We start from the raw sequence: 25,059 nt of genomic DNA, 5'->3' as shown, positions 1-25,059 counted from the left end.
CATTCCGGCTGCCGATCCTGGGTGCAATGTGGGTGTCCGCCGGGCTTTTCAATTCGCTACAATTCGGGGCGGATGTATCATCTTCTTACGCGATTGGATTTTCTTTAATCAAACGTGGTAGGCTGTGCCAGCAAAATTTCCCCTATCATTGAATTAACACCGCTCCAGGAGAATCAAAATGGCGACTTACAAGCAACTGATCGCAGAAAAGGAAGCGCTCGAAGCCAAGCTGGCGGAGATGCGTGCTAGTGAAGTGGCGGGCGTTATTGCCCAGATCCAGGGGCTCATGGCGGAATACGAACTGACGGCTGACGATATCGCCCCGAAGCGCCGCCGGGGCCGCCCGGCAGCCAGCGCGAACGGCGCCGCGGCCAAGCCCAAGTCCAGCCTGCCTCCCAAGTATCGCGATCCCAAGACAGGCGCCACCTGGACCGGCCGTGGCCGCGCACCGGCCTGGCTGGGTAAGAACCGTGCCCGCTTCCTGATCGCAGAAGCCTGATCACGCAATAGCAGACTGAAAGCGCTGGCTCYAGCCGGCGCTCGCTTGCCCACATTTGTCCGCTTGCCGGGCATGGTGGCAAGCCAATGGCCGCGCCTTGTGCGCGGCCATTGGCGTCCAGGAAACAATTCCCCCAAGATTCGATATGAAAAAAGCGCTGCTTTCAGCGTTGCTGCTTGCCGCGTCCTTTGCCGCGCATGCTGACGAAAAACTGTTGTCGAAACAGTACGGGGCCTGCATGGAGCGCCCGGATGTCACTACTGCCGGCATGCACGAGTGCATTGCGGCGGAGACCGCACGGCAGGACAAGACCCTGAATACCATTTATAAGCGTCTGCAGCAGGCGATTTCGCCCGCCAGGAAGCCCAGGCTGCTTGATGCGCAGCGTGCATGGCTGAAGTTCAGGGATGCCAACTGCGATTTCCAGGCCGATCCCGACGGCGGCACGCTTGCTGGCGTCAATGCGTCCGCCTGTGTGATGCAGATGACGGCGGACCGGGCCAAGGAACTGGCCGACCTCGCCGTCGAAGCGGGAGCGCGCTGACCAGTCGGATCGGCCATGCGGCGAGGAATGCGCCGTTTTGGCCATATTCCACCGTTGTCAAAATTTGTTATCCATTCTGTTCAAGACCGGGGGGATTGTCAAAGCCAGGTGACGGCGTACCATGTGGGCCACATCGTTGTTTGCTTTGACCGGAGACCCCCATGAGCCTGGATGCAGAATCCTTTTCGCTGCTGCGCGCGTCGGTGCAGCGTTTCATCGACGAACGCCTGAAGCCGGCGGAAGACACGCTCGAGGAAACCGACGACGTACCAGCCGATATCGTTGCCGACATGAAGGAGATGGGCCTGTTCGGGATCTCCATTCCGGAAAACTACGGCGGCATCGGTTTGTCGATGGCGCAGGAATGCGACGTGGTGTATGACCTCGGTCATACCGCTTTCGCTTTCCGCTCGGTATTCGGCACCAATGTGGGCATCGGCTCGCAGGGCATCCTGATGGACGGCACCGAAGCGCAGAAGCAGGAATATCTGCCCAAGATCGCCAGCGGCGAGCTGGTCATCTCGTTCGCGCTGACGGAGCCGAACGCGGGTTCCGACGCGGCTTCGCTGCAGACCAAGGCAGAGCTCGACGGCGATCACTACATCATCAACGGCACCAAGCGCTTCATCACCAACGCCCCGCGTGCCGGCGCCTTTACGCTGATGGCACGCACCGGCGGCGCCGGGGCATCGGGCATTTCCTCGTTCATCGTGCCGGCGAATACGCCGGGCATCTCGCTTGGCAAGCCGGACAAGAAGATGGGCCAGCGAGGCACCAAGACCTGCGACGTGGTGCTGGAAAACGTGCGCGTGCCTGCCGCCAACATCATCGGCGGCGTGCCCGGCGTGGGCTTCAAGACCGCCATGAAGGTGCTCGACCGGGGCCGCCTGCATATCTCCGCGCTGGCCTGCGGCATGGCGCACCGCCTGATTACCGATGCCGTGGCCTATGCCAAGGAGCGCAAGCAGTTCGGTCAGCCGATCGGCGATTTCCAGCTGATCCAGGCCATGCTGGCCGATAGCCAGACCGAGCTGTATGCCGGCTTGTCGATGGTGCGCGACTGCGCCCAGCGCTACGATGCCAAGACGCCTGGCAAGAGCGATCCGGAAGTCAGCATGCTGGCCTCCTGCACCAAGATGTTCTGTACCGAGATGGTGGGCCGCGTGGCCGACCGCGCCGTGCAGATCCATGGCGGCGCGGGCTATATCGCCGAGTACAAGGCCGAGCGCTTCTATCGCGATGTGCGCCTGCTGCGCCTCTACGAGGGCACCACGCAGATCCAGCAACTGATCATCGCCAAGCAGCTGCTGCGCGACTGACCGGAAGACGCGAAGCGAGGCGGGCGCAAGGCCAGCCTTGCCGTTAGCGTGCGGACCCCCGGCCCGCGGCGCGCCGGCCGGTGTCCGCGCCGGGTCSGGGCAGTGTTCGTGCCGCGATGGCGCTGCGCCCGCGGGCTAACCGAAGCGCGCACGCGATGTCCTGTTGTATTCAACGGAGGCCGCCCCGATGGCAATTGCCGCTTTCAATTTTCCCGTTCCCAGTACTGACCACCTGCGCCGGCCGCACTCGTCCGGCAACGGCACGTGGACCGATGGCGCACCGTGCTACCCGATTATCGAAGCCCTGATGGCCGGCGCCGCGCGTGGGTCAGGCGCGCCGCTGGACTGTATCCGCCTGGCGCTGGACGCGGCCGGCGCGCTGGGCCGTGCCGATCCGGTGACCTCGGTCCAGCCGGCTCGCCTGCAAAGCTTCGACGGCGCGCTCTACCGCACCGGCACCGGCGCGTGGACCATCCTCCACAGCGATCGCCTGGCAGCGTCGGATGTGCGTTTCATGATCGCTTACCTGCTGGGCCGCCAGCTTCTTGGCGGCAGCGAGATGGACTACGTGGAGTGCGCGAACGCCGACGTGATGGTCATGCCGGAAGATGACTCCGCTGGCGGCCTGGCCTACGCCTTTGCGAGCCGGTTGCTGATGCCGCTCAATGCCTTCCGCCTGGCATTGCCCGGCGCGGTGGACCTGGATGTGCTGGCCGGGCTGGCCGAACGTCTCTGCCTGCCGGTGCATCATGTGGCGCGGCGCTGGTTGTCCTATACCTCCCGCAGGGCCCGGCTGACCTTGCGGCGCGACGGTATCACGCTCGGCACCTGGGCCAGCGAGACGGCATTCGGGCTGTGGGGCGAGGGCCTCGACGGCGCGAAGGGCTTGCGCGCGGCGCCACAGACGTTGCGGCTCGACGACGGCGCCAGCATCGAGCTGGCCGTGGGCCCCAGGCATCTTGCTGCGCGGACCGGCGCGTACCAGTGCGCAGCCTTTCCCCGCTAACCCAGGCCACCCCCGGCCGGGCGCCGGCGTCAGTGTTCGTGATGCAGGTACTTGGCCTGCCGCGGCAGGCGGAAGCTGACCATGAACACGATCACCATCATCACCGTCACGTACCAGTAGAAGCTCGATTCGTGGCCCAGGGATTTCAGGTCCAGCGCGACGTATTCGGCGGAGCCGCCGAAGACCGCGTTCGCCACGGCATAGGCCAGGCCCACGCCCAGCGCCCGGATCTCCGTCGGGAACATCTCGGCCTTGACGATGCCGCTGATGGACGTGTACAGGCTGACGATGGCCAGCGCCAGGGAAATCAGCACGAAGGCGACGAAGGGACTGTGGACGCCGCCCAGCGCCGTGAGGATCGGTACGGTAGCCAGCGCTCCCAGCGCGCCGAACAGCAGCATATTGTTGCGCCGCCCGATGCGGTCGGAGAGCGCGCCGAACAACGGCTGCATGCACATGTAGAAAAACAGGCAGCCGGTCATCACGTAGCTGGCGGTCTTGATCGACATGCCGGCGCTGTTCACCAGGTACTTCTGCATATACGTGGTGAACGTGTAGAAGATCAGCGAGCCGCCCGCGGTGTAGCCGAGCACCGTGAAGAAGGCCGCCTTGTGATTGCGGAACAGCTCGGTCAGGGTGCCGGCCTCCTTGCTCGCGCGGGTGGCGGCAGAGGTGGTTTCGTGCAGGGTGCGGCGCAGGAAGAGCGCCACCACTGCCGTGACGGCGCCGATCACGAACGGAATGCGCCAGCCCCAGGCCTTGAGTTCCTGCTCGTCGAGAAACTGCTGCAGCACCACCACCACGAGCACCGCCAGCAACTGGCCGCCGATCAGCGTGACGTACTGGAACGACGAGAAAAAACCGCGCTGGCCCTTGAGCGCCACCTCGCTCATATATGTGGCGGTGGTCCCGTACTCGCCGCCCACCGAGAGCCCCTGCAACAGCCGTGCCATCAGCAGGAGCGCGGGCGCCCAGGCTCCGATGCTGTTGTAGGTGGGCAGGCTGGCGATCATCAGCGAGCCGCAGCACATCATCGTCACCGAGATCAGCAGCGAGTTCTTGCGGCCATGCCTGTCCGCGATACGGCCAAAAAGCCACCCGCCGATCGGCCGCATCAGGAAACCCGCGGCAAACACGCCCGCGGTATTCAGCAGCTGCGCCGTCGGGTCGGATTTGGGGAAGAAGGATCCCGCGAAATAAATGGCGCAGAACGCGTAGACGTAGAAGTCGAACCACTCGACGAGATTGCCGGATGAGGCGGCGACGATGGCGTAAATGCGCTTGCGCTTTTCCTCGGCGCTCGGCGGTGCGTCGAGAAGGGGGGCGGACAGGTCAGTCATGATTTGTCTCTTCCTTTCGGCATGCCGCCCCACGTGAAGAGCCGTGGTGCGAGATCGGCACGCAGGATTCCAGTGTAGTGCGCTTGCGCCGAACTGCCGGGCCGCCGTCAGGCCGGGAACTGCGTGGTGGACAGCACCTGCCTGAGCATCAGGAAGTCAAAGACCTGCCGCACGCTGGGCAGTTACACCAATTGCCTGGCGTGCAGGCGGTTGAAGCTTTCGCTGGCCCGAGTGCGCAGCAACCCAGTCCGTGACGGCCGATCCGCAACCGGCCTGGGGCCAAGCGTGGAGGGAGCCGGGGGAGGGGTGCGATGCCTGTGAAGAACGGCGTATCGCCTGGATTGGACCGGGAGGCGTCCGGTGCGCGGGGAGCATCGCCGCACATAAACGATGCTGGCCGCATCGCGCGGCTGGGCAAGCGCCGCTAAGCCGCTTCAGTTGCGAGGCGCCTGGCCTGGACGGCTGTTTTCGACGTGGATAGCGCCTCTTGCTACCACTTGCCGCCTTATTGCGTGGGTTCTTGCGTTTCTTGTGCTTCTTGCGGCCAGACTCCGTCCACATCCCTTAGCAGATGACCTGCCAGGATGTAGTCGCCCAGTCGGGTCGCCTTGGCTTCGAGATCAAGCAGTTCATGATCGGCCAGCGTGCCGAGATCGAACTGGCAATACAGGTTGCGCTGCCGGAAGGTGGTCTTGGTTTTGGCCAGGCCCTCGATCAGGGCTTCGCGCGAATGGACAGCAATGCTTTCCTGTCCGCGGTATTGCACTTTGATGCCGCGCTTTTCTCCGAGCCGGCCGAGTTCGACGGCGTCCTGCCATCCGGTTTCATAGTCCAGCTCAAGCGCCAGCACATCTTTCGATGCGAGAAGCCGAAGCGCTTCTGCTTTGCTGCTAGCTCGCACTATTGACATCCACACCTCTTATATCGTCTTATACTGTACGAATATACAGTCAACGCGTCATTGCGGCAAGGGGTTGCCCCCCGGCCCTTTGGACTACTCTTGGGCTACCGCGCCGGCGGCGTCTTCCGCCGCCCCGCGGTACCGCTATTTTCCTCCAGTCTGGCCCTTTTAGGGGGCGGGTGTGGTCTCGGTGGCCGCACTATCCGCCTTTATGGTCGCTCCGGCATTTTGCGCTGCCGTGACAGAAAAATCGCCCGCATAGACATGCACCACCCGCGCCGGGTCCAGGTACCTGCGGATTACCGCGTTGACCTGTTCGACGGTCGCCGTGGCGATAGCTTGCTCATATTCCGTGACAAAGCGCATCGTGCGCCCCAGGAATAGCTGGTTGGCCAGCGCGCCGGCCAGTGCCGAATCGCTGGTGCGGGAAAGCGTGCCTAGCTGCAGCAGGCCGCTCCTGGCTTGCGCCAACTCCTCCGGCGTAATCCCGGTATCCGTAAGGCGGGACATTTCCTCTTCGACGCCGCGCTTGAGTCTATCCAGGTTCTGCGGCGCATAAAGCGCTTGCATGCCAAACCTGCCGTTGGTGTCGAGCGCGCCCACTTGCACGAAACTGCCGACACTGTAACTGATGCCGTCGCGTTGGCGTAGCCGATCCGCAAGCCGGCCCTTGAGCGCGTTGCCGCCGAACACGCGATTGGCAATGACCAGGGCCGGATAATCCGGGGAATTGCTGGTCAGCTCGATCGGCAGGGCGGCCAGGTAGATGGCATTGGCCTTACCAGGTGTCTCCCGGGTCAGGCGGGCGGGCGCGAGCGGTACGAAGGGGCGGTCGACACGCGCATAGGGCGCCTGCGCCTCCCAGTCGCCGAACAGGGTAGCCAGCTGCGCCTGAGCCGCCTCGCGGTCGAAGTCCCCGACCAGCACCGCCTGTCCGTGGCTGGCGCCATAGAAGCGCGTGTGAAAGTAGCGCAAGTCGGCCAGCCGCAGCTGTCTGAGTGCTGCAATATTCTCTTGCGTCGTGGGCACATAACGCGGGTCCCCCAGCTCGTAGGGATTGCTGTGGCGGCCGAGCGCATTCGATGCAACCGTTTCGGGCTGGCTCAGCCCGCTTTCGACGCCGGCAATGGCGTTGGCACGCAGCGTCTCGAACTCGGCGGCTGGCAGGCTGGGTTCGCGCAAGATCTCGCGCAGCAGCGCCAGCGTCTCGGCAAGTGTTTCCCGCCGCGCCTCGAAACGAACGTTGACCGATTCGGCGTCGCCCTGGATCGACACCACTGCCCTGAGCGCATTCAGCCGGTCGGCGATCTGCTGCCGTTCCAGGCGAAGGGTGCCGCGCATCAGCATGGCGGCGGTCAGGCTGCCGGCCGCGTCCAGGCCCTGCAGGCTGTTCACGTCGCCCATGCGCAGGATCAGCATGCCATTGACGGTCTGCCCGCGGCTGGGCTTGGGCAGCAAGGCGAACTGCATGCCGTTGGCCAGCTTGCCGCGCAGCGTATGGGCCTCGATATTGTCCGGGCTCGGGTCGAACGCCGGCACCGCGGCCTTGGCTGGCTTGGCCTGGTAGGCGGCCACCAGCGCGGCGATATCCGGAGCGGCGGGCACGCTGGCCGACGCAGGCGTCTCGGCTGGCTTGTCCCCGGGCATGTCGAGCGGCACGAAGCGTCCCAGCGTGCGGTTGCTGGCGCGCAGGTAGTTCTGCGCCACCCGCTGCAGGTCGGCCAGCGTCACGCGCTCGGCCTGCTGGCGCGCGATCAGCAGCAGGCGCCAGTCGCCCTTGGCAATCGCCTCGGACAGGGCCACGGCATAGCCGGAGGGGTTTTCCAGCAGGCGCTCGTAGCCGTTGAGCATGCGGGTGCGGGCACGCTCCAGTTCCACCTCGGTGACCGGCCGCTCGGCGAAGCCCTCGACCTGCGCCACCAGCGTCTGCCGCGCCACTTCGAGATCCTTCGACTTGCTCAGCCCGGCGCCGAACAGGACCGAGCCGGGATCCTTCATTGACGATACCGAGCCGAACTGCCAGCTGGCCTTGCCGCTTTCCACCAGCGCCTTGTACAGGCGGCCGCCGGAGCCATCCGAGAGGATGTCCGCCAGCAACTGCATGGCCACCGCATCCGGATGGGCGCCGGGGGCAATGTGGTACTGCACGGCCACCACTTGCGAGTCACCGACGCGGCGCAGCGTGATCTCGCGCGCGCCTTCCTGCGGCGGCTCCACGGTGTACTGCGCCGGCAGCGTGCGCGCCGGGCGCGGGATCGCGCCGAAGTGCGTGCCGATGCGCGCCAGCGTGGCGGCTACGTCGAACTTGCCGGCCACCACCAGCACCGCGTTGTCGGGCTGGTAATAGCGGCGGTAGAAGTCCTGCAGGTTGCCGATGGCGACATGCTCCACGTCGCTGCGCGCGCCGATCGGCGCCTTGCCATAGTTGTGCCAGCGATAGGCGGCCGAGCGCATCTGCTGCATCAGCACGCTGCCGGGGTTGTTCTCGGCGCGCTCCATCTCATTGCGCACCACCGTCATCTCGCTGTCGAGGGCCTCGCGGGCGACGAAGCTGTTGACCATGCGGTCCGCTTCCATCTTCAGCGCCCAGTCGAGATTCTCATCGCTGGCGGTGAAGCTCTCGTAGTAGTTGGTGCGGTCGAAGGCAGTCGTGCCGTTGAACTGCATGCCGCGGCGCGTGAGTTCCTGCGCGATGGTGTTGCCCGGCAGCGCTGGCGTGCCCTTGAACAGCAGGTGCTCGAGCAAGTGCGCCATGCCGGTCTCGCCATAGTTCTCATGGCGGCTGCCGACGAGGTAAGTCATGTTCACGGTGGTGACTGGCTGCGCCGCGTCGGGCGCCAGCAGTATGCGCAGGCCGTTGGGGAGCCGGTACTCGGTAATGCCCTCCACGCTGGCCACTTCGACCGGCGCGGCGGAAGACAGCCTGGCACCTGCTGCGGTCGCCGGGACTGCCGGGGCGGCGGCAGGTACGGGTACGCTGAAAGTCAGGGCCAGCAGGCAGGAAAGGCACTTGAACGTGAGACGCATGCGGAATTCGAGGTGTGGATTGGCTCCCTTGTCGCGGAGATCTGTGCGATTCTGCGGGGCGCGGCAAGGCAGCGGTAAGGTCGGCCCGATGGCTGATTCTAGCTCTTGCCAGGCCCGTAGCGGCATGGCGCAGCGCTTTTCAGCCGGTTCGCAGTGAATTTGGGAATATTCCGCATGCTTCAAGCCGCGGCAGGGCACCGGGTGTCCTGAATCAAAATTCGTTGAATTCAGGTTCAGGACATCAAGACAAGATGCCAGCGGATTGCTGCTCCGGCCGGTCCCCGTCAACAGACCGGCAGCGCACCGGCATCATCCATCGTCGCTCTCGCCCTCCTGCTCATCCAACGCGGCCAGTTCGCTCAACACCAGCGTTTCGTGCGCAAGCACGGTCACCAGCGAAAGCAGATGGCCCTGGGTCTCTTCGGTGAGGTTGCAGAAGGTGCCGCCCGCCGCGTTCTCGATGGCAACCGACAACAACGCATTGAGCTGCGCGGTCTTTTCGGCGGCGAGGCTTAGCGGGCTTTCGGATGGGGCATGCGCGGTCAGGAAGGTATCGCGGCCCGCGCGTTGGGCGGTGATGTTGTAGCGCGGGTAGTAGTTATGCATCGAGTGCCCTCCGTCGGGATGCGCGCAGGCGCTGGCAGATTAGGGGGAGCTTGGGGGATGCGATTTGCCCGGAACGGGCGAGCGAAGACTGGGGCATGGGAGTGCCTCCTCTGTCAGCGTATTTTGACTCCGCTCCCTGCTGCTAATCGGGGTGGGCGGGCGCAAGGCGAGGTTAGCAGACCGGGACAGAGATCCGGCGAGCCCGAAGGCTCCCCCGCCTAGGCCCGCCCATAAGGACGTGCAGAGGCACGACGGACGCAAAAACGCCGCCTGGTGGCGGCTGTCCGCCTCTGTCATCCGGGCTGCTAAACCCGGCCGCTGTGGTTGCAGCGACGAGCGAAGTATAGCGTGGGGCAATGCGGCCCAACCCGGCCGCAACAAAAAGTCACGCCCGCTACGCCATCAAACCACCACCGGCACCAGATCGATCCTGCCGGCCGTCCAGCCGAGCAAGCATGCTTTCCCGTCGGTGATGTGGGACTCAGCCCCGGCCAAGCGTTCTGCGCACCTTTTGAAGCATCGGCATTCCAGCACCTCAACCGGGCGCCTGAGGGCGCAGTGCCGTCGGTTCGATGCCGAACATGCGCTTGTGCGTGCGAGTAAGGTGAGCCGAGTCCGCAAATCCTGCCTCATGCGCAGCTTCGGTCCAGGATGCGCCCGACATGACCGCCTCGACGGCCAGATTGATGCGCAGCCATAGGAGATACGCTCTGAACGAGCTCCCGGTCCCGGCGACGAACAGATGCCGAAAACGACTCTCCGACAGGGCGACCACCGAGGCCACGTCATTTAATGAGAGGGGATTTCGAATGTTCGACCGGATATAGTCCAGGGCCCGGCTAAGGCGCGGGTCCATGTCCTTGTCCGGCCTCGTCGCGGTCCCACACAACTCTGCAACGGCCAACGTTGCTGCCTCGACCATGTCTTTGGCCAACTGGCTCGACTGCAAAGCCTCGGACAGCAACCTGGCAGCCGCGCGGGCACCTGCGGCCGGGAGTTCAGCGACGGCATTCGAACCGAAGCGTGCCGTGAGTGCGCGCCCGGCGCTGGTTTCGGGTTCCACGAAGAGATGGGCCATGGTAGCGGCGCCAACAACTTCGAACTGGTGCGTGCATTCACTGGGGACGATGGCGGCCTCGTAGTCAGTCCAGGCACCATCAGCCGTGGTGCGAAAGCGGAAGCTACCGCGCAACGCGATGACGAGTTGATGGGCATGGTGCCCATGCCATTGCGTTCTGCCCTGACCTTCGCCTATCCAGAGAATGCCGCCTTGCCATAAGTAGCTGCGACCCGTGGATGTGACGGCCGAGAAACGACCGTGCGCGATGGACGGTTGCGCGGAATCGCCCTGCAGTGCTGTCACGATGCGCCCCCCCTCAACTCAGCCGTTTCGTTCAAGTTCATTCCGTGCGCGGCCCCGACAATGGCTCGCATATTAGCAGCCCATCCCGGACACCCACGATGTACCGCTCTACCTTCGCCTTTCAAATTCGCCCCCACGTCCAGGCCGAGCTCGATGCCGCAGCGGCGCACGAAGCTCGGGGCGAGTCAATCTTGGCGTTCACGCATCTCGAGCGCGCCCACATCCTTGGGCAGGAATCCACTGTGGAACACGTGCGCACCCACTGTGCGATGTTCCGCTGGGCGCTCCGCCAGAACATTGCGGGCGAAGCTTTCGGCCAGACCTGGCGAATCGTTGCCGCGGCATTGAAAACCTGGCCGGGTTGGGTGCCCATCGGTAATACCGGCGGTGCCAAAGTCAGCGGCTTCAAGCCCATGCCGGTTCCGGCAGACCTGCAGCAGCTCATCGACGCCGCTCGCTCAGTGCACTAGCGGCCACGACGCGCCATCGACGGCGCCCCCGGATTCCCGACAACTTCTTTAGGTGCCTCATTAGGGCACCCGGACTTAGCTCATTCCATCGTCATCGGAAAAAAGGACCCAACCATGTTCAAACTCTCCGCGCCGACCGCGCTCGCAGCAGTCGCCTTCTCCCTTCTCACCGCCGCCTGCGGCACACCGCCGGCGAACCTTGACCTTTCCCTGCAGCATCCTAGTTCCCAAGGCCAGTTCGTTGTCCGCATGGACCCTCCGGCTTCGGGGCCAGCTATCAACCAGATGCACGCATGGCAGGTGCACCTGGAGACACCCGATGGAAAACCTGTGTCGCGAGCCGTGATTGGCTTCGACGGGGGCATGCCGCAGCACGGCCACGGCTTCCCTACCAAGCCTCGCATCACACGCGAGGTAGCGCCTGGCGTCTACGCACTCGAAGGCATGAAGTTCAGCATGACCGGCTGGTGGGACATGCGCCTGGCAATTCAGGCCGGGGATGTGACCGACGGAGCCGTGTTCAACGTCATCGTCGGGGACTCGGGGATTCAGCGCTAAGCGTCTTGGTCAGGGAGACAGTTTAATGAGCCAGCTCCACAAATCCAAGCTGCCTGCGTCACGGCAGGCGAGCAAGCGCGGAAGGCTGACGGGCGCACTCGCCGCTGTGGCCGTGGTCCTGGCCCCGCTTGCCTTGCTTACCGGCTTCGGACGTGCCGGCGACGCCATGGACGGCGCCGCCTCGTGGTCGCAGGAGGAACGGGCCGTCCTATCCTCAACGCGCCTTAACAAGCTTCCCGCACCGCCGCCCGACCCGTCGAACGCCGTGGCGGACAAGCCAGAAGCAGTCGCGCTCGGCAGGCGGCTGTTCGCGGATGCACGCCTATCTCGCAACGGGGCGGTGTCGTGCGCCAGTTGCCATGCGCCCGACCGCCAGTTCCAGGACGGACTGCCTCTCGGAAGGGGTATCGGAGTCGGGAAACGCCGGACCATGCCAATCGTGGCGACGGCGCACAGCCCGTTCTTGTTTTGGGACGGTCGCAAGGACAGCCAGTGGTCTCAAGCGTTGGGTCCCTTAGAGGATGCTGTTGAGCACGGCGGCAACCGCGTCCAGTTCGCCCGGGTCGTGCGGACGCACTACCAGCGGGAGTATGAGTCGCTGTTTGGCGCCCTCCCGAACCTGCAGGATCTGCCGGCCGACGCGAGCCCCCTGGGCGGCGCCGACGAGAAGCGCGCCTGGTCTCGGCTGACGAACGAGCAACGCGATGCCGTCAACCGCGTCTTCGCCAATCTCGGCAAAGCCATCGCGGCCTACGAACGGACAGTGACCTACGGTGAGTCCCGCTTCGACCGGTACGTTGACGCGGTTCTCATAGGTGACCGCGCGGGCCAGAAAACGTTATCGACCCAAGAGGTCAATGGCCTTCGTCTGTTCATCGGCAAGGCTCAATGCGCGACGTGCCACAACGGCCCGCTCCTGACGGACCAGGCCTTCCACAACACGGGCGTCCCGCCCAGAGAGCCAGCACGCCCGGACAGTGGCCGCGCTCCCGCCACAGCCAAGGTCTTGGCGGACGAGTTCAATTGCCTGAGCCGCTACAGCGACGCGCCACCGCAAGTCTGCCAAGAGCTGCGCTTCATGGCCACCGGCGAACCGGGCATGGAAGGCGCCTTCAAGACCCCGAGCTTGCGCAACGTGGCACTACGGGCTCCGTACATGCACGCGGGCCAGCTCGCGACCCTGGAAGAGGTAGTAAGGCACTACGTGCGTTCGCCGGCAGCGGCTGTCGGTCATTCCGAGCTGGCACATGGTGGCACGGGGCACGCCGAGCGCAAGCCCATCCGCTTGACGGAGGAGGAGATGCGCGATGTTGTCGCGTTCCTGCGGACCCTGTCGGGTCCCGTCATGGAGCGTTCTTCTCGCTAAGAACCGAGAGGGTTGCCCTATCATTTCAGCCGCGTTGCACTGGGGAAGATGGACGCAGGTTCACCCCTCAGCCATGGCGCGCGACCATACCCTCGCGGGCAACGCATTGATTTGCGTACTGATACAGGTACTCCTGGGCGAAGCGGAATGCGTCCATCGGCAGCGTGCTGGCTCCATGCCTGCGAACCGCTACCTTCGCCGCGCGCAGGGCATTGAGGCGGAGGTCACGAAATCCACGTTCCGTCGCGGCCACGTAAATGCGGCAAGTCGTCGCAACGGCGACGGCTGGAAAGAGTAGCTTGCGGACGAGCGGATTGGAATCGGACGAATCCGTATTTTGCTGCGGAATCTTCGCAAAAATATGCATTGCATTTTAGGACTTGTCTGATTGATTTCCATGAGGAATTACGTGCAAATGGAGGGCGAATTTGCGCACATAGCCCATCCTGACGGAGATCGTATGCAGGAAGACAAACAGCCCATCTGCAGTTGGGCGGCCCAACCATGAAGCGAAGCACTGCCTGCGTTGGCGACGCGCTGGAGCGCGGGGGGAAGACCCTGCCTGATGCAGGCCAGGCTTACTGCGAAGCTTGCAACAGCACCGGCACGATTGCCAGGTCCGGGCCGGGATCTTCGGGGAGGGTGCCTGATGCAGCCGATCAAGACAGTTAAGGTGCAACATGCGCCCGTCGAGGACCGGGCGCCGGCCAAGGTCGATTTGCCGCCGCCGCGCGGCACCCTGTATTGGGGCGGTGCCGGGCTGGACGGCGGATATGTTCAGCCGCTGCTCGATGCGTTCCGGAAGGCGGGGATTGCGCACTGCTTCGCTGGACTGACCCATACCGCCAGAGCGGCCATGCCAGATGGATACGAGTTCGCTGGCACGTTGCTTGATGCCATCCATTCGGGAATGCTGATCCGCTCACGCGACGACAGCGAGTGGACGATTACGGGGCGCATGGCGGCGGAGGCGCCGCAGTTCAACCTGATCGGTTACAGCTACGGCTCTCTCCTGGCCGCGCAAACCGCATGGTCATATGCCCGCGCCGGCCACGTGATCGACCATTTGGTATTGGTGGGCTCGCCGATTGAGGCGGGATTCCTTGCGCACCTGCGCAGCCACGAGAACATCCGCAAGATCGTGGTTATCGATTTGAAGCAGCTCGGAGACCCGATCTACGCCGGAATGCCCTGGCGCGCGCTGGTCGAATCGGCACCGATGCTAAATATGCAGATGCTCGCCGGCAAGGGCGAGGGGCACTTCTACTATGCCCATGTTGTGCGAGACAGCCCGAAACGATGGGCGGCACTTGCCGAGCGCGTTGCGGCGGAGGGCCTTGAATGACGACGCGCAAAAGGGCCGTGGTGCGCATCGTTGACTGCATCGCCGTGCTTCTCGCCCTGGATGGGTTCGCCTTTGCGGTGGCCACCATGCTGACACCGATAACTCGGCAGCAGGTGACTACGGGCGCCCTCGTCGTCTATGCCGCGGTGGCATTCCTTCTGGCTGCCGTGCCGCTGCTGGTGGGGTTGGTGTTTGTGCTGGTGGCTATGGTCCGGCGGTCCGCTGGCGCATTCTCAGTTCCTACTGCATCGGGTTCGCGCTGTTCGGCGGGGGGGAGTCTTCGTGTCGGAGTGGATCGCCGCGCGTCTCCCATAGTGAACAAAGCCATTCTTGGCCGAGGATGGTTCGCGCTCCGCCGCCAACTCGATTGCAAGCTGGCATGGAATGGTCGATACCTGATTCCTTCAAAATGAAAGCGAAGATGCTAACCTTGATTGCCGCGATGCCGGCACTGATGTCGATACTGTATGTTGTGTATCGAGTTTAGAACCGCCATGCACCGGAAGTCATGTTGACCTGTGGATTGATTCTTGGCTGACCAGCAACAATACTCCCGCCCTGTTTCAACAGCGCGACATAGCAAGCGATATTTTTCCATTTCACCGAGGCCCCTCCGAGCCAGCGCCACCTCACGCCTGATCCACATCGCTTGAGGCGCGGCAGGTCAATACACGCCGTCCAGGCAAATGTCCGAATCCAGCTAGTACCGCCCTCGCAACGGAGTAGCATGCTGGCTATGAAACTCGATCCGGACACCTGCTACAAGGCCGTTGCCTCGCACGACCGCCGCTTCGACGGGCGCTTTTTCGTGGGCGTGTCGTCCACCGGCGTCTACTGCCGGCCGGTGTGCGCCGTGCGTACACCCAAGCGCGAGAACTGCTCCTTCTACGAAACCGCGGCGGCCGCCGAGAAGCAGGGCTTTCGCCCCTGCCTGCGCTGCCGTCCCGAACTGGCGCCGGGGCACGGTCTGGCTGATCTGTCGGGACGGCTGGCCCAGGCGGCGGCCACGCTGATCGACGATGGCTTCATGGCCGATGCCGGCGTCGCCGCCCTGGCCGCGCGCATCGGCGTCACCGAGCGCCACCTGCGCCGGCTGTTCGATGCGCAGTTCGGCGTCTCGGTGCTGGAGTACGCACAGACCCAGCGGTTGCTGCTGGCCAAGCGCCTGCTGACGGATACCGCGCTGACGGTGACCGATGTGGCGCACGCCGCCGGGTTTGGCAGCGTGCGGCGCTTCAACGACGTGCTCAAGACGCGTTACGGGCTCACGCCGCTGGCGATGCGCAAGCGCGCCGCCGACAGCGTGGCCGAGGAACTCGTGTTCGAGCTGGGATACCGCCCGCCGATGGCCTGGGCGGCCTTCCTGCAGTTCCTGGGGGTGCGGGCGGTGGACGGCATCGAGCAGCTTGCCGATGGCAGCTATGCGCGCACGCTGGCGATCGACAGYGGGGGCCGCACGCATCTCGGCTGGCTGCGGCTGGCGCATGTGGAGCGCCGCCATGTGATCAGGGTCACCTTGTCGGGCTCGCTGGCGCACGTGATTCCGCAGGCGCTGGGGCGCGTGCGGCGTTTGTGCGACCTGGGTTGCCGGCCCGATGTGGTCGATCAGCACCTGGGGCCCCTGGCGGCCGGGGTGCCCGGCATGCGCCTGCCCGGCGCGGTGGATGGTTTCGAGATCGCCGTGCGCGCGGTGGTGGGTCAGGTGATTTCGGCGAAGCATGCCCGCACCCTGCTGGCGCGGCTGGCCGAGCGCCATGGCCGCGTGCTGGCGCAGCCGGCGCCTGCCCTGCGCCTTGCCTTTCCCGACGCCGCCACGCTTGCCGCGGTGACGCCGGAGAGCCTGCGCGAGATCGGCATCCCGCTGGGCAAGGGCCGGGCCATCCACGCCATCGCCAGCCGCGTGGCGACTGGCGAGCTCAAGCTGGAACCCAGCGCCGCGCCGGAAGACACGCTGGCGCGCCTGCGTGCGATCGACGGCGTGGGCGACTGGACCGCGCAGTACGTGGCCATGCGCGCGCTCGGCTGGCCGGACGCCTTCCCGGGCACCGACTATGTCTTGCGCAAGGTGCTCGGCATCGCTACCGTGCGAGGCATGAGCCAGCACGCCGCGCAGTGGGCGCCGTGGCGTGCCTACGCAGCCATCCACCTGTGGCGGCGCCACGAAGACAGCAAGCCGGGACAAGAAGACAAGGAAAGGGGCGCACCATGATTGCATACCGTATCGTCGCCAGCCCGCTGGGCGAAGTCCTGCTGCGCGCCGATGGCGCGCGCTTGAGCGGCGTGTTCTTTGCCGGGCAGAAGTACTACCCGGCGGCGGCCACGCCGGATACCGATGTACCCGCCGCCGCGAAGCCGGTCTTCGAGCAGGCGGCCGACGAGCTGGCCGATTATTTTGCCGAACGCCTGCAGGCCTTCTCGGTGCCCATGATGCTGGCCGGCAGCCCCTTCCAGCGCAGCGTCTGGCAAGCGCTGTGCGAGATCCCGTTCGGCGAGACCACGTCCTATGGCGAACTCGCTGCCGGGCTCGGGCTCCCACCGACCCATGCGCGCGCGGTAGGCGGCGCGGTGGGGCGCAACCCCTTGTCGGTGATCGTGCCCTGCCACCGGGTGCTGGGCGCCAGCGGCGACCTGACCGGATACGCCGGCGGCACTGACCGCAAGCGCGCGCTGCTCAGGCTGGAGGGCACGGCCGCGGCAATGGCGCTGCCCATCCTGCGCCAGTCAGCGTTGGCGTTTGCGTGAGCGGGCACGGCGCAGGCGCCGCCGCGCAAGTTGGCGAGAGGATACCGATGGCACGCCTGTTCGTGGCAATCGAAGTCCCGCAGGCGCTCGCCGGCGCGCTGCTCGCGCGCGTGCCCCGCGTGGCGGGTATCCGGCCGGCGACGCTGAACCAGATCCACCTCACGCTGCATTTCCTCGGCGAGCAGGACGAAGCCGCGGCGATGCGCATCGAGCAGGCGCTGGGGACGGTGTCATGCGCGGCCTTTGCGCTCACTGTGAAAGAGGCAGGCTATTTTCGCGGCCGGCGCGCGAGCGTGCTGTGGGCGGGGTTGGAGTCCAACGCGGCGCTGGATGATCTGTACGCGGGCGTGGAGCGGGCGCTCGCCGGGAACGGTATCGACACGGGTATCGGGCACGATGAGAACAACGCGTTGCCGGACTCTGGCTCAAGGCCTCAGGCGCGCTTCCATCCGCATATCACGCTGGCCCGTTGCGCGCCCGCCGTGGCGCACGCCACGCTGCAGGCATGGCGCGGCTCGCAGTCCGGGCTGGTGTGCGAACCGTTCCACGTCGATCGCTTCATCCTGTATCAAAGCCATCTCCTTCCCGGTGGCGCGCAGCATGTGTGCCGGCGCGCCTATGCGCTGAATGCGAGCGAGGATCCGCCGGCAGGCTGATGGCGCATTCGGCTCAAGCCGTCACGCCAGGTTGCTCAGGCCAAGCGCAAGGCCAAGCCCAAGCAGCGCCGAGCCAATCACGCGGTCCAGCACACGCTGTCGCTTCAGCATCGCGGTGCGCAGCGCGGGCGTGGTGAAGCAGCACGCAATCAGCCCGAACCAGACCAGGTGCGCCAGCGACATGAACAAGCCATAGCCGAACTGCACGGACAGCGGCGTTTGCGTGTTCACCACCTGCGTATAGGTGCTGACGACGAACAGCGTGGTCTTGGGATTGAGCGCATTGGTGAGAAAACCCATCTTGAGCGCGCCGGACGAGGTCAGGGCAGCAATGCCCCCATCCGCCGCGAGCGGCGCCGCGCTGGCGTCCGGCACGCGCTTGCGCAAGGTCTGGATGCCAATCCAGATCAGGTAGGCGGCGCCGAGGATCTTGACCACGGTCAGCAGGCCATGCGCGTGCTCCATCAGCAGCGCCACGCCGAACATCGTGTAGAAGACGTGCACTTGCACGCCCAGCGCGATGCCGAGCGCGCAAAGCAGCCCGGCCCTGCGGCCATGCAGATAGCTGTTGCGCATCACCATGGCGAAGTCGGGGCCGGGGCTGATGACGGCCAGCACGGTGATGGTGGCGACGGCCAGGAGTTCGGTGAGGGGATGCATATCGTGTGAGTATCTCTGACGGAGATGGGCGGGGAATCTTGCGGCCCATGTTTGAAACCAGGATGGGAATGTCGCTATTTTCAGAGTCCACGCGGTGCGCCACAACCGATTTATACTCGTGCAAATCGGTGAGTAAAACTGATACATCAAGGCAATCATGCACTGGCTGGGCGGGATACGTTTTTTCGAGGCGGCGGCGCGGCACCAGAGCTTCATGCGGGCAGCCGACGAACTGCACCTGACCCACGGGGCGGTCAGCCGCCAGATTCGCCAGCTGGAGGAGGCGCTCGGCGTGGCGTTGTTCGAGCGGCGCAACCGGGCCGTCTTCCTGACCGAGTCCGGACGCATCCTGCATGCCGCCGCCACGCAGTCGCTGGAAGTCCTGGCCACGGCGGCCGAGCGCATCCGCGCGCACGGGCAGCACAAGGCGCTGGTGCTGTCGTGCGAACCCACCATTGCCATGCGCTGGCTGATTCCCCGCCTGCCGCGCTTTGCCGAGGCGCATCCGGGCGTGACGCTGCATCTGATGGCCGCCGGGGGAGCGGTCGACTTCGCCCGCAGCGGCGTGGACCTTGCGCTGCGCCGCAACGATTTCCACTTCGGCACGCAGCTGCACGTGTGCAAGATTGCCGAGGAATGGGTGGGCGTGGTGTGCCGCGCCGGCACCCCGGCGGCGCGGGCGCCGGCCTTGAGTTCGCTCGCCCGCCTGCACACGCGCTCGCGTCCCGATGCCTGGCAGCGCTGGGCCCGAGCCACCGGCAGTACGCAGCGCTTTGGCGCGGATGCCTGGTACGAGCATTTCTACCTGACCATCCAGGCCGCCGCCGCCGGGCTTGGCTGCGCCATCGCCTCGCGCCTGATGGTGGCTGACGAGATGGCCGATGGCCGCATCGCCGCGCCGCGTGGGTTCGTGCGCGACGGCTCGTCCTACCACCTGCTCTCGCCGGTGGCGTTCGAGCGCGACGAGCGGCGCCGCGCAGTCCGCGACTGGCTGTGCCAGGAGGCGCAAGCGTCGCTCGGCGCGGACCCGGCCACGGCAGCCGTGCAGGCGGGCACGGCAAATGGCCGCCGCCGCGGCAAGAGCGCAACGGACCAGGGGCGGCGTGCAAAGGCATCCTAGATCACAGGCCGGCAAAGCCCGGCGAGTCCGCGCGGATCGCCGATGCGTAAACCCGCCCGGGCGGGCTACCCCACGGAAGTCTGTCTCAAGTTTTGCCACACTCCGCCGTTGTCCAAACAAGAGCTTGCACAGCGGCGGGCGCCGCGCTTAACATGCGGCGCTGGCCGCTCGCACCCCGGTTGTATTTCGATTGCAACCCGGTAAGCGGGCAGCCCGAATTCCCCGTCGCAAGCCAGTCTGGCGCGACGCAGGCCTCTCTCAGACGTTTGCGTGATTTTCATGAGTCTCCAAGATTCCCCGGAGCAATCCGAGCTTGACGCCGGCGCGTTGCCAGACGACCGCTATCGCCTTACCCATTCCTCGCAGATCGGCACGGTGCTGCGCGACCTTGCCTGGCAGAAGTGCAGCCTGAACGTGCGTGCGCGTACCGCCCACGAGATGGTCACCACCGTGCTGCATGTGGACCCGGCCAGCCGCACTTTTGTCTTCGACTGGTGCCGCACCGAGCCCGAGCGCGAAGCGTTGCTGGCTTCCAGCGAGAATGCCTTTTCGGCGTCCCTGCGCGGCGTGCCGGTGAACTTCATCATCGGTACCCCCGAAACCACCCAGTTCAAGGGCGGCCCGGCCTTCTCCGCGCCGTTCCCGGAGAAGCTCTACCACTTCCAGCGCCGCCGCCATTTCCGTGCGCGCACGCTGGTGACCAAGGGCTACGTCTGCACAATCAAGATGAGCGACGGCACTGTGCTCACGCTCGATATTGCCGATCTCTCGCTTTCGGGTGTCGGCCTGCGCTCCAAGACCGTGGATGCCACGAAGTTGCCGGTCGGCACCACGATCCCGGGCGTGCAGCTGGATTTCGGCGCGCTGGGCAAGCTCACCCTGAGCCTGCAAGTGGTGGGCCACTGGCTCGCCGGGCACAATGACAGCGCCATCCACCACTTCGGCTGTGCCTTCTCCAATCTCGATGGCCGCATGGAGAACTTCCTGCAGCGCCTGGTGTTCGCGCTGGAACTAGCCAGCCGGGGTTGAACGACGCTGGCCGCACGCAGCGCCGTTCGCTGACGGCGCGCGCCGGCCGGCCGGCTGCCTCGCCTCGCCATGCCGGCATTGCCCGCCGGCGTCTTCCCGATTCTTGTCTTTCCTTCCAGGCATGTCTCCGGCCCGGCAGCCTGGCTGCCAGGGTTCGCCGCTTTGCGCCGATTCGCTAAATTTTGCGTATCCGCAAAATTTGGGTTACGCTTGCCGACATCGGATCTGCCGCTGAGGGGCTTCCCGCAACGGCGCACGCATGGATGAAGGAGGGCTTCGATGACAGCATACGATTCCGCGGATTTCCTGGTGATCGGCGGCGGCATTGCCGGTGCCTCACTGGCCTACTGGCTGGCCCAGGCCGGGCGCGTGATCGTGCTCGAACGCGAGGCGCATCCCGGCTACCATTCCACCGGCCGTTCGGCCGCGCTGTTCATGGAGAGCTATGGCACGCCGCAGGTACGCGCGCTCACCATGGCCAGCCGCGCCTTTATGGACGCGCCGCCGGCCGGTTTTGCCGAGCATCCCGTCCTGAGCCCGCGCGGCGCCATGACAGTGGGCAAGCCGGGCGAGGCCGCCGAACTCGACCAGCATTTCGAGGCGCTGGCGGCGCTTGGCGCACGCGCGCAGCGCCTGGACCGTGACGCCACCTGCGCCCTGGTGCCGGTGCTGCGTGCCGGCAAGGTGCTCGGCGCCGTCCTGGAGCCCGATGCCGCCGACATGGACGTGCACAGCCTGCACCAGGGCTACCTGCGCGGCATGCGCCAGCGCGGCGGCACCCTGGTGTGCGATGCGGAGGTGACGGCGCTCGCGCGCAACCAGGGCTTGTGGGAAGTGCAGGCAGGCGGGCGCGCCTATCGCGCGCCGGTGGTGGTCAATGCGGCCGGCGCCTGGTGCGACGTGGTGGCCGCGCTGGCTGGCGTCAGGCCGCTGGGGCTCACGCCCAAGCGGCGCTCGGCCTTTGTCTTCGCACCGCCCGAGGGCGTGGAGATCGCGCACTGGCCCATGTTCGTCTGCTTCGACGAGACCTGGTACCTCAAGCCCGACGCCGGCATGCTGCTGGGCTCGCCCGCCAATGCCGATCCGGTGCCGCCGCACGATGTGCAGGCCGAGGAGATGGACATTGCCCTTGGCATCCATCACATCGAAGACATGACCACGCTCGCCATCCGCCGCCCGGCCCGCGTCTGGGCGGGCTTGCGCTCGTTCGTCGCCGACGGCGACCTGGTGGGCGGATTCGACGGCCAGGCCGAAGGTTTCTTCTGGGTGGCCGCGCAAGGCGGCTACGGCATCCAGACCTCGGCCGCCATGGGCGAGGCCTGCGCCGCGCTGGTACAGGGCAAGCCCTTGCCGCAGCGCATCGCGGATTTCGGGCTGACCGAAGCCATGCTCGGACCCGGCCGGCTGCGGCGCTGAATCGCTGAAGCACGCAGGCACTCAGGCGCGGCGGCAATCCAGCGCTCAGGCCGCGCTGATGCGGATCCGGTTGCGGCCGGCCCGCTTCGCTTCATAGAGCGCCCGGTCCGTTTGGGTCAGCCACTCCTGATGGCCTTGCATGCGTGTATCGAACGCGGCCACGCCCAGGCTGGCGGTGTGGCCCCGCAGCGCGGCGATCTCCGCGCTGGCGCCGGAGCCGGGTTGCAGCGCGCGCGACAGGCGCTCGGCCATCTCTACGGCCTGCGTCAGGCTCGCGCCGCTGAGCAGCACGCCGAATTCCTCGCCGCCGTAGCGCCCCACCAGGCATTGGCGCGGTTCGCCGCGGCCCGGGGGGTGAAGTTGCACAGTGTGCTGCACCACCAGCGCGGCGAATGCCTTGAGTGCTTCGTCGCCGGCCACGTGGCCGTGGGCGTCGTTGAGTTGCTTGAAATGATCGATATCCAGCAGCACCAGGCTGGCGGCCTGGCGGCGGCCGTTCTTGCAGGCCTGGAACTCCTCGGCCAGCTTGGCTTCCCAGTAGCCGCGGTTGAGCACGCCGGTGAGCCCGTCGAGACGGCTGCTGGCCTCGACCGCCTTGCCGTGCGCAGCCAGGCGGCGCGAGATGCTGTAGGTGGTGCGTCCCAGCGCCAGCGGGTAGAGCACCAGCATGGGCAGGCTGGCCACGATGGTGGTGAGGTCAGCCTCCGGATGCCAGGCCGCGCCGAAGGCCAGCACCCCGGCCAGCGCGCCTGCCAGGTGCCAGCCCAGGCCGCGCAGCAGCAGGCGGGTGCCGCCTGCCGCCACGTTGTTCATGCTCATCATCGACAGGATCAGCACGCTTGGCAGCAGGTTGAATTTCATGCATGCCGCCCACACCCCGCCCAGTGCCGCGTCAATCATCAAGTTGCGGATTTYCGCCAGGAAGGGTACCTCGCTGTGCCTGGACCACCATGCCGCCACGTGCGGCCAGACAAAGCCGTGCAGGAACACCGGCGCCAGCAGCCAGCGCGGCACTCCCGCTTCCAGCATGGCGGCCGCCACCGCGAAGAACCCGATGGCAAGGCCGACGACGCGCATGGCATAGACGCGCCGGACAAAGCGCATGCCCTTGCCCGCCTGCGGATTGGGGGTGCCTGGCGCCACGGCTCAGGCGGCGATCAGCTTGCCGATGGCCGCCGCGGCTTCACGCATCGGCGGCAACAGGCGGGAGATCATCTCGGCTTCCGATACCTGCGCCGCGCGCACGCTTACGCTGATGCCGGCCATCACGGTCCCCGAGATGCCGCGCACCGGCACCGCGATGGCGCGCAGGCCAGGTTCCAGTTCTTCGTCGATCACCACGTAGTCCAGCTCGCGCGCTTTCGCGAAACTGATTTCCAGCTCGGGGCGCGAGATCTTGGTCTGCAGCGTGCGCGGGCGCAGATCGACGTGGTCGAAGAAATCTTCCAGCGCCGGCTCGGCGAGGTGGGCCAGCAGCAGGCGGCCGATCGAGGTGCAGTAGGCCGGCAGGCGGCTGCCCATGCCGAGCGAATAAGTGAGCACGCGCTGCACTTCCGAGCGCACCAGGTAAAGGATGTCGGTGTCGTCCAGGATGGCGAGCGCCGAAGTCTGCTGGATGCGCGTGCTCAGGCTGTCGAGGATGGGCTGGGCCAGCGACACCAGGGAGGTCGACGAGAAATACGCGTGTCCCAGGTGCAGCACGCGGGGCCGCAGCGCGAACTGGCCGGCTTGCTGGCTGACGTAGCCAAGCTGTTCCAGCGTGTACAGGCAGCGCCTGACCGATGCCCGCGAAAGCTGGGTGCGTTGGGCCACCTGGGAGATGGTGAGCGGGCGCTTACGCTCCGAGAAGGCCTCCAGCACGCTCAGGCCGCGTGCCAGCGATAGCATGAAGTTCGGGTCGCCGGAGAAGCTGTTGAGCAGGTCTGCCTGGGGCCGGGCGACGCGGACAGTGGCGGCCGTTGCCTGGCCAGGGCTGGTAGGAGGGGGGGCGTCCATGTGTGCGGGTGCGCGCGGGTTGTTCGATAATCGCGCATCTTAAACCGGCTGGGCGCCTCGGGCCAGCGCTTTTGTCAGGCACGAGCCCGGGTTTGGTGCGAGAAGGGGGCCGGCGGGCAAAAAAAACGTCGCCGTCTAAAATTGGCGGCGACCGGAAGGGGTTCGTCATCAAGACGGGGGCCTTGGCGACGCTTCCAGCATAGGACGTGGCACACAGACATTAAATACAACTTCGGAGGGGATCGGTGTGCCGTCATGGCCGCGCCCGAGGCGGCTGGCGGGATGCCGCGCCCGCCCCCACGGCGGGACGGGTAAAATCGCGTCCTTGTTGCCGCCGCCGTCCCGTCCTCCCGCCGCCAGGCATTGCGTGGTCCGGGCGACGCCCGCAGTCCACCGCGCAGCCCCGAATTGAAGCCAGCCATGACCAATCAGCCCGAACTTTCGCCCGAAACCGATGACCACGACGCCGGCGGGGACAACGCAGACAAGATCCAGGAGCCGCGCCTGTGGCGCGCCGACGGATGGACCGCCCGCGTGATCAAGAACGAGGATGACGAGGGTTGGGCTGTTGCCATGATCAAGGATGGCGAGCCGGAGCCTGCTCTGGTGGGGCCGTGGACCATGGGGCGCGACAAGAAGAACCCCAAGCCGCTCGATGCCAATGCCTTTTCGACGCTGGTCAAGACGGCTTCCGAAGTGCTGCGGCGGCATGAGCAGCAGTTGCATGCCATGTTGCACAAGAGTGTGGTTGTGGATACGGATGCTGCGCGGATCAGTGTGACGCTGGATATCGTGCCGGATGAGGATAATCCTTATGCGGTGCTGAGTGCTGTTGATGAGAATGGGGATGAGTTGGCGCAGGTGCGGGTGTCGGCTGGATTTAAGTTGAGTAAGGCTAGTGCGGGGGATTGGATTGAGGATGAGTTTCGGAAGCCTCGGTAGGGGCTGATTGACTGCAGAGTCAACTTCAACTTCAACTTCAACTTCAACTGCAAAGGCTTAAAGTCAAAGGCAGTTTCACCCCCCTGCGGGGGGCGACCTACTTTCTTGTCTTGCCAAGAAAGTAGGCAAAGAAGGCGCGCCGGATGGGGCGACAC

25 protein-coding genes are annotated in these 25,059 nt (G+C 65.6%); 16 read left to right on the top strand and 9 right to left on the bottom strand.

Features of this window, described 5'->3' with window-relative positions:
- The first annotated feature begins 178 nt into the window (after positions 1-178).
- From AC1DKD_RS14435 to AC1DKD_RS14420, 4 genes are all read left to right on the top strand, one after another.
- Positions 179-499: an H-NS histone family protein gene (locus tag AC1DKD_RS14435; RefSeq protein ID WP_035874525.1), complete on the top strand. Its 321-nt coding sequence runs from the start codon at positions 179-181 to the stop codon at positions 497-499.
- A 145-nt stretch (positions 500-644) separates the two neighbouring features.
- Complete coding sequence (locus tag AC1DKD_RS14430; RefSeq protein ID WP_441631395.1) at positions 645-1,043, top strand: lysozyme inhibitor LprI family protein; 399 nt, start codon at positions 645-647, stop codon at positions 1,041-1,043.
- A gap of 161 nt (positions 1,044-1,204) precedes the next feature.
- On the top strand, positions 1,205-2,362 hold the full coding sequence (locus tag AC1DKD_RS14425; protein ID WP_477111682.1) for an acyl-CoA dehydrogenase family protein: 1,158 nt from the start codon (positions 1,205-1,207) through the stop codon (positions 2,360-2,362).
- Positions 2,363-2,549: 187 nt separating this feature from the next.
- A complete protein-coding gene (locus tag AC1DKD_RS14420) occupies positions 2,550-3,368 on the top strand; it encodes a M78 family metallopeptidase domain-containing protein (protein WP_441631391.1) in 819 nt (272 codons plus the stop codon).
- A 29-nt stretch (positions 3,369-3,397) separates the two neighbouring features.
- Here AC1DKD_RS14420 and AC1DKD_RS14415 read toward each other — a convergent pair whose 3' ends face one another.
- The 5 genes from AC1DKD_RS14415 to AC1DKD_RS14395 all read right to left on the bottom strand — a co-directional run bounded on the left by AC1DKD_RS14415 (position 3,398) and on the right by AC1DKD_RS14395 (position 10,605).
- Positions 3,398-4,708 (bottom strand): MFS family transporter, encoded by a 1,311-nt coding sequence (locus tag AC1DKD_RS14415; protein WP_035874514.1) that lies wholly within the window; start codon positions 4,706-4,708, stop codon positions 3,398-3,400.
- A gap of 505 nt (positions 4,709-5,213) precedes the next feature.
- Positions 5,214-5,618 (bottom strand): hypothetical protein, encoded by a 405-nt coding sequence (locus tag AC1DKD_RS14410; RefSeq protein WP_035874511.1) that lies wholly within the window; start codon positions 5,616-5,618, stop codon positions 5,214-5,216.
- A gap of 159 nt (positions 5,619-5,777) precedes the next feature.
- Positions 5,778-8,636: a M16 family metallopeptidase gene (locus tag AC1DKD_RS14405; RefSeq protein WP_441631388.1), complete on the bottom strand. Its 2,859-nt coding sequence runs from the start codon at positions 8,634-8,636 to the stop codon at positions 5,778-5,780.
- A gap of 309 nt (positions 8,637-8,945) precedes the next feature.
- Positions 8,946-9,242: a hypothetical protein gene (locus AC1DKD_RS14400; protein ID WP_441631386.1), complete on the bottom strand. Its 297-nt coding sequence runs from the start codon at positions 9,240-9,242 to the stop codon at positions 8,946-8,948.
- Between the two features lie 535 nt (positions 9,243-9,777).
- Positions 9,778-10,605 carry a helix-turn-helix domain-containing protein gene (locus AC1DKD_RS14395; protein ID WP_441631384.1) on the bottom strand — a complete coding sequence of 276 codons (828 nt, stop codon included), beginning with the start codon at positions 10,603-10,605 and terminating at the stop codon, positions 9,778-9,780.
- Between the two features lie 98 nt (positions 10,606-10,703).
- Between AC1DKD_RS14395 and AC1DKD_RS14390 the strand changes: the two genes are divergently transcribed.
- The 3 genes from AC1DKD_RS14390 to AC1DKD_RS14380 all read left to right on the top strand — a co-directional run bounded on the left by AC1DKD_RS14390 (position 10,704) and on the right by AC1DKD_RS14380 (position 12,999).
- Positions 10,704-11,075 (top strand): DUF3703 domain-containing protein, encoded by a 372-nt coding sequence (locus AC1DKD_RS14390; protein WP_441631382.1) that lies wholly within the window; start codon positions 10,704-10,706, stop codon positions 11,073-11,075.
- Between the two features lie 114 nt (positions 11,076-11,189).
- Positions 11,190-11,633, top strand: coding sequence for a FixH family protein (locus tag AC1DKD_RS14385; RefSeq protein WP_441631380.1), 444 nt, complete (start codon positions 11,190-11,192; stop codon positions 11,631-11,633).
- Between the two features lie 25 nt (positions 11,634-11,658).
- Positions 11,659-12,999, top strand: coding sequence for a cytochrome-c peroxidase (locus AC1DKD_RS14380; protein ID WP_441631378.1), 1,341 nt, complete (start codon positions 11,659-11,661; stop codon positions 12,997-12,999).
- A 67-nt stretch (positions 13,000-13,066) separates the two neighbouring features.
- On the opposite strand, the gene AC1DKD_RS14375 is transcribed toward AC1DKD_RS14380, so the two are convergent.
- Positions 13,067-13,366 (bottom strand): hypothetical protein, encoded by a 300-nt coding sequence (locus tag AC1DKD_RS14375; RefSeq protein WP_441631376.1) that lies wholly within the window; start codon positions 13,364-13,366, stop codon positions 13,067-13,069.
- A gap of 282 nt (positions 13,367-13,648) precedes the next feature.
- Here AC1DKD_RS14375 and AC1DKD_RS14370 point away from each other — a divergent pair, with 282 nt between their 5' ends.
- The 5 genes from AC1DKD_RS14370 (at position 13,649) to thpR (ending at position 17,742) form a co-directional block, all read left to right on the top strand.
- Complete coding sequence (locus tag AC1DKD_RS14370) at positions 13,649-14,344, top strand: hypothetical protein (protein WP_441631374.1); 696 nt, start codon at positions 13,649-13,651, stop codon at positions 14,342-14,344.
- Positions 14,341-14,757, top strand: coding sequence for a hypothetical protein (locus tag AC1DKD_RS14365; RefSeq protein ID WP_441631372.1), 417 nt, complete (start codon positions 14,341-14,343; stop codon positions 14,755-14,757). Before AC1DKD_RS14370 ends, AC1DKD_RS14365 begins: the two co-directional genes overlap by 4 nt.
- Positions 14,758-15,080: 323 nt before the next feature.
- Positions 15,081-16,553 carry an AlkA N-terminal domain-containing protein gene (locus tag AC1DKD_RS14360; RefSeq protein ID WP_441631436.1) on the top strand — a complete coding sequence of 491 codons (1,473 nt, stop codon included), beginning with the start codon at positions 15,081-15,083 and terminating at the stop codon, positions 16,551-16,553.
- Positions 16,550-17,086 carry a methylated-DNA--[protein]-cysteine S-methyltransferase gene (locus tag AC1DKD_RS14355; RefSeq protein ID WP_441631370.1) on the top strand — a complete coding sequence of 179 codons (537 nt, stop codon included), beginning with the start codon at positions 16,550-16,552 and terminating at the stop codon, positions 17,084-17,086. Before AC1DKD_RS14360 ends, AC1DKD_RS14355 begins: the two co-directional genes overlap by 4 nt.
- Before the next feature lie 47 nt (positions 17,087-17,133).
- On the top strand, positions 17,134-17,742 hold the full coding sequence (thpR, locus tag AC1DKD_RS14350) for an RNA 2',3'-cyclic phosphodiesterase (protein ID WP_441631368.1): 609 nt from the start codon (positions 17,134-17,136) through the stop codon (positions 17,740-17,742).
- Between the two features lie 21 nt (positions 17,743-17,763).
- Here the strand turns inward: thpR and AC1DKD_RS14345 are convergent, their stop codons facing one another.
- The gene (locus tag AC1DKD_RS14345) at positions 17,764-18,402 is read right to left on the bottom strand and encodes a LysE family translocator (RefSeq protein WP_441631366.1); all 639 of its coding nucleotides are present in this window, start codon (positions 18,400-18,402) and stop codon (positions 17,764-17,766) included.
- Positions 18,403-18,559: 157 nt separating this feature from the next.
- Here AC1DKD_RS14345 and AC1DKD_RS14340 point away from each other — a divergent pair, with 157 nt between their 5' ends.
- The 3 genes from AC1DKD_RS14340 to AC1DKD_RS14330 all read left to right on the top strand — a co-directional run bounded on the left by AC1DKD_RS14340 (position 18,560) and on the right by AC1DKD_RS14330 (position 21,967).
- Positions 18,560-19,522, top strand: a complete 963-nt coding sequence (locus AC1DKD_RS14340; RefSeq protein WP_441631364.1) for a LysR substrate-binding domain-containing protein — start codon at positions 18,560-18,562, stop codon at positions 19,520-19,522.
- A 279-nt stretch (positions 19,523-19,801) separates the two neighbouring features.
- Positions 19,802-20,551, top strand: coding sequence for a flagellar brake protein (locus AC1DKD_RS14335; protein ID WP_441631362.1), 750 nt, complete (start codon positions 19,802-19,804; stop codon positions 20,549-20,551).
- 279 nt (positions 20,552-20,830) lie between these two features.
- Positions 20,831-21,967 carry an NAD(P)/FAD-dependent oxidoreductase gene (locus AC1DKD_RS14330; RefSeq protein WP_441631360.1) on the top strand — a complete coding sequence of 379 codons (1,137 nt, stop codon included), beginning with the start codon at positions 20,831-20,833 and terminating at the stop codon, positions 21,965-21,967.
- 45 nt (positions 21,968-22,012) lie between these two features.
- On the opposite strand, the gene AC1DKD_RS14325 is transcribed toward AC1DKD_RS14330, so the two are convergent.
- Together AC1DKD_RS14325 and AC1DKD_RS14320 are read right to left on the bottom strand one after the other, a co-directional pair.
- Positions 22,013-23,110 (bottom strand): diguanylate cyclase, encoded by a 1,098-nt coding sequence (locus AC1DKD_RS14325; RefSeq protein ID WP_477143384.1) that lies wholly within the window; start codon positions 23,108-23,110, stop codon positions 22,013-22,015.
- A 3-nt stretch (positions 23,111-23,113) separates the two neighbouring features.
- The gene (locus AC1DKD_RS14320; RefSeq protein WP_045240097.1) at positions 23,114-23,962 is read right to left on the bottom strand and encodes an IclR family transcriptional regulator domain-containing protein; all 849 of its coding nucleotides are present in this window, start codon (positions 23,960-23,962) and stop codon (positions 23,114-23,116) included.
- 420 nt (positions 23,963-24,382) lie between these two features.
- On the opposite strand from AC1DKD_RS14320, the gene AC1DKD_RS14315 reads away from it, so the two are divergent.
- Positions 24,383-24,904, top strand: a complete 522-nt coding sequence (locus AC1DKD_RS14315; protein WP_441631355.1) for a hypothetical protein — start codon at positions 24,383-24,385, stop codon at positions 24,902-24,904.
- Positions 24,905-25,059: the final 155 nt, after the last annotated feature.

This window comes from Cupriavidus sp. 05T313, from assembly GCF_056396665.1.
Note: the sequence above shows the minus strand (reverse complement) of the source record. Positions and strands in the feature narration are given on the sequence as shown.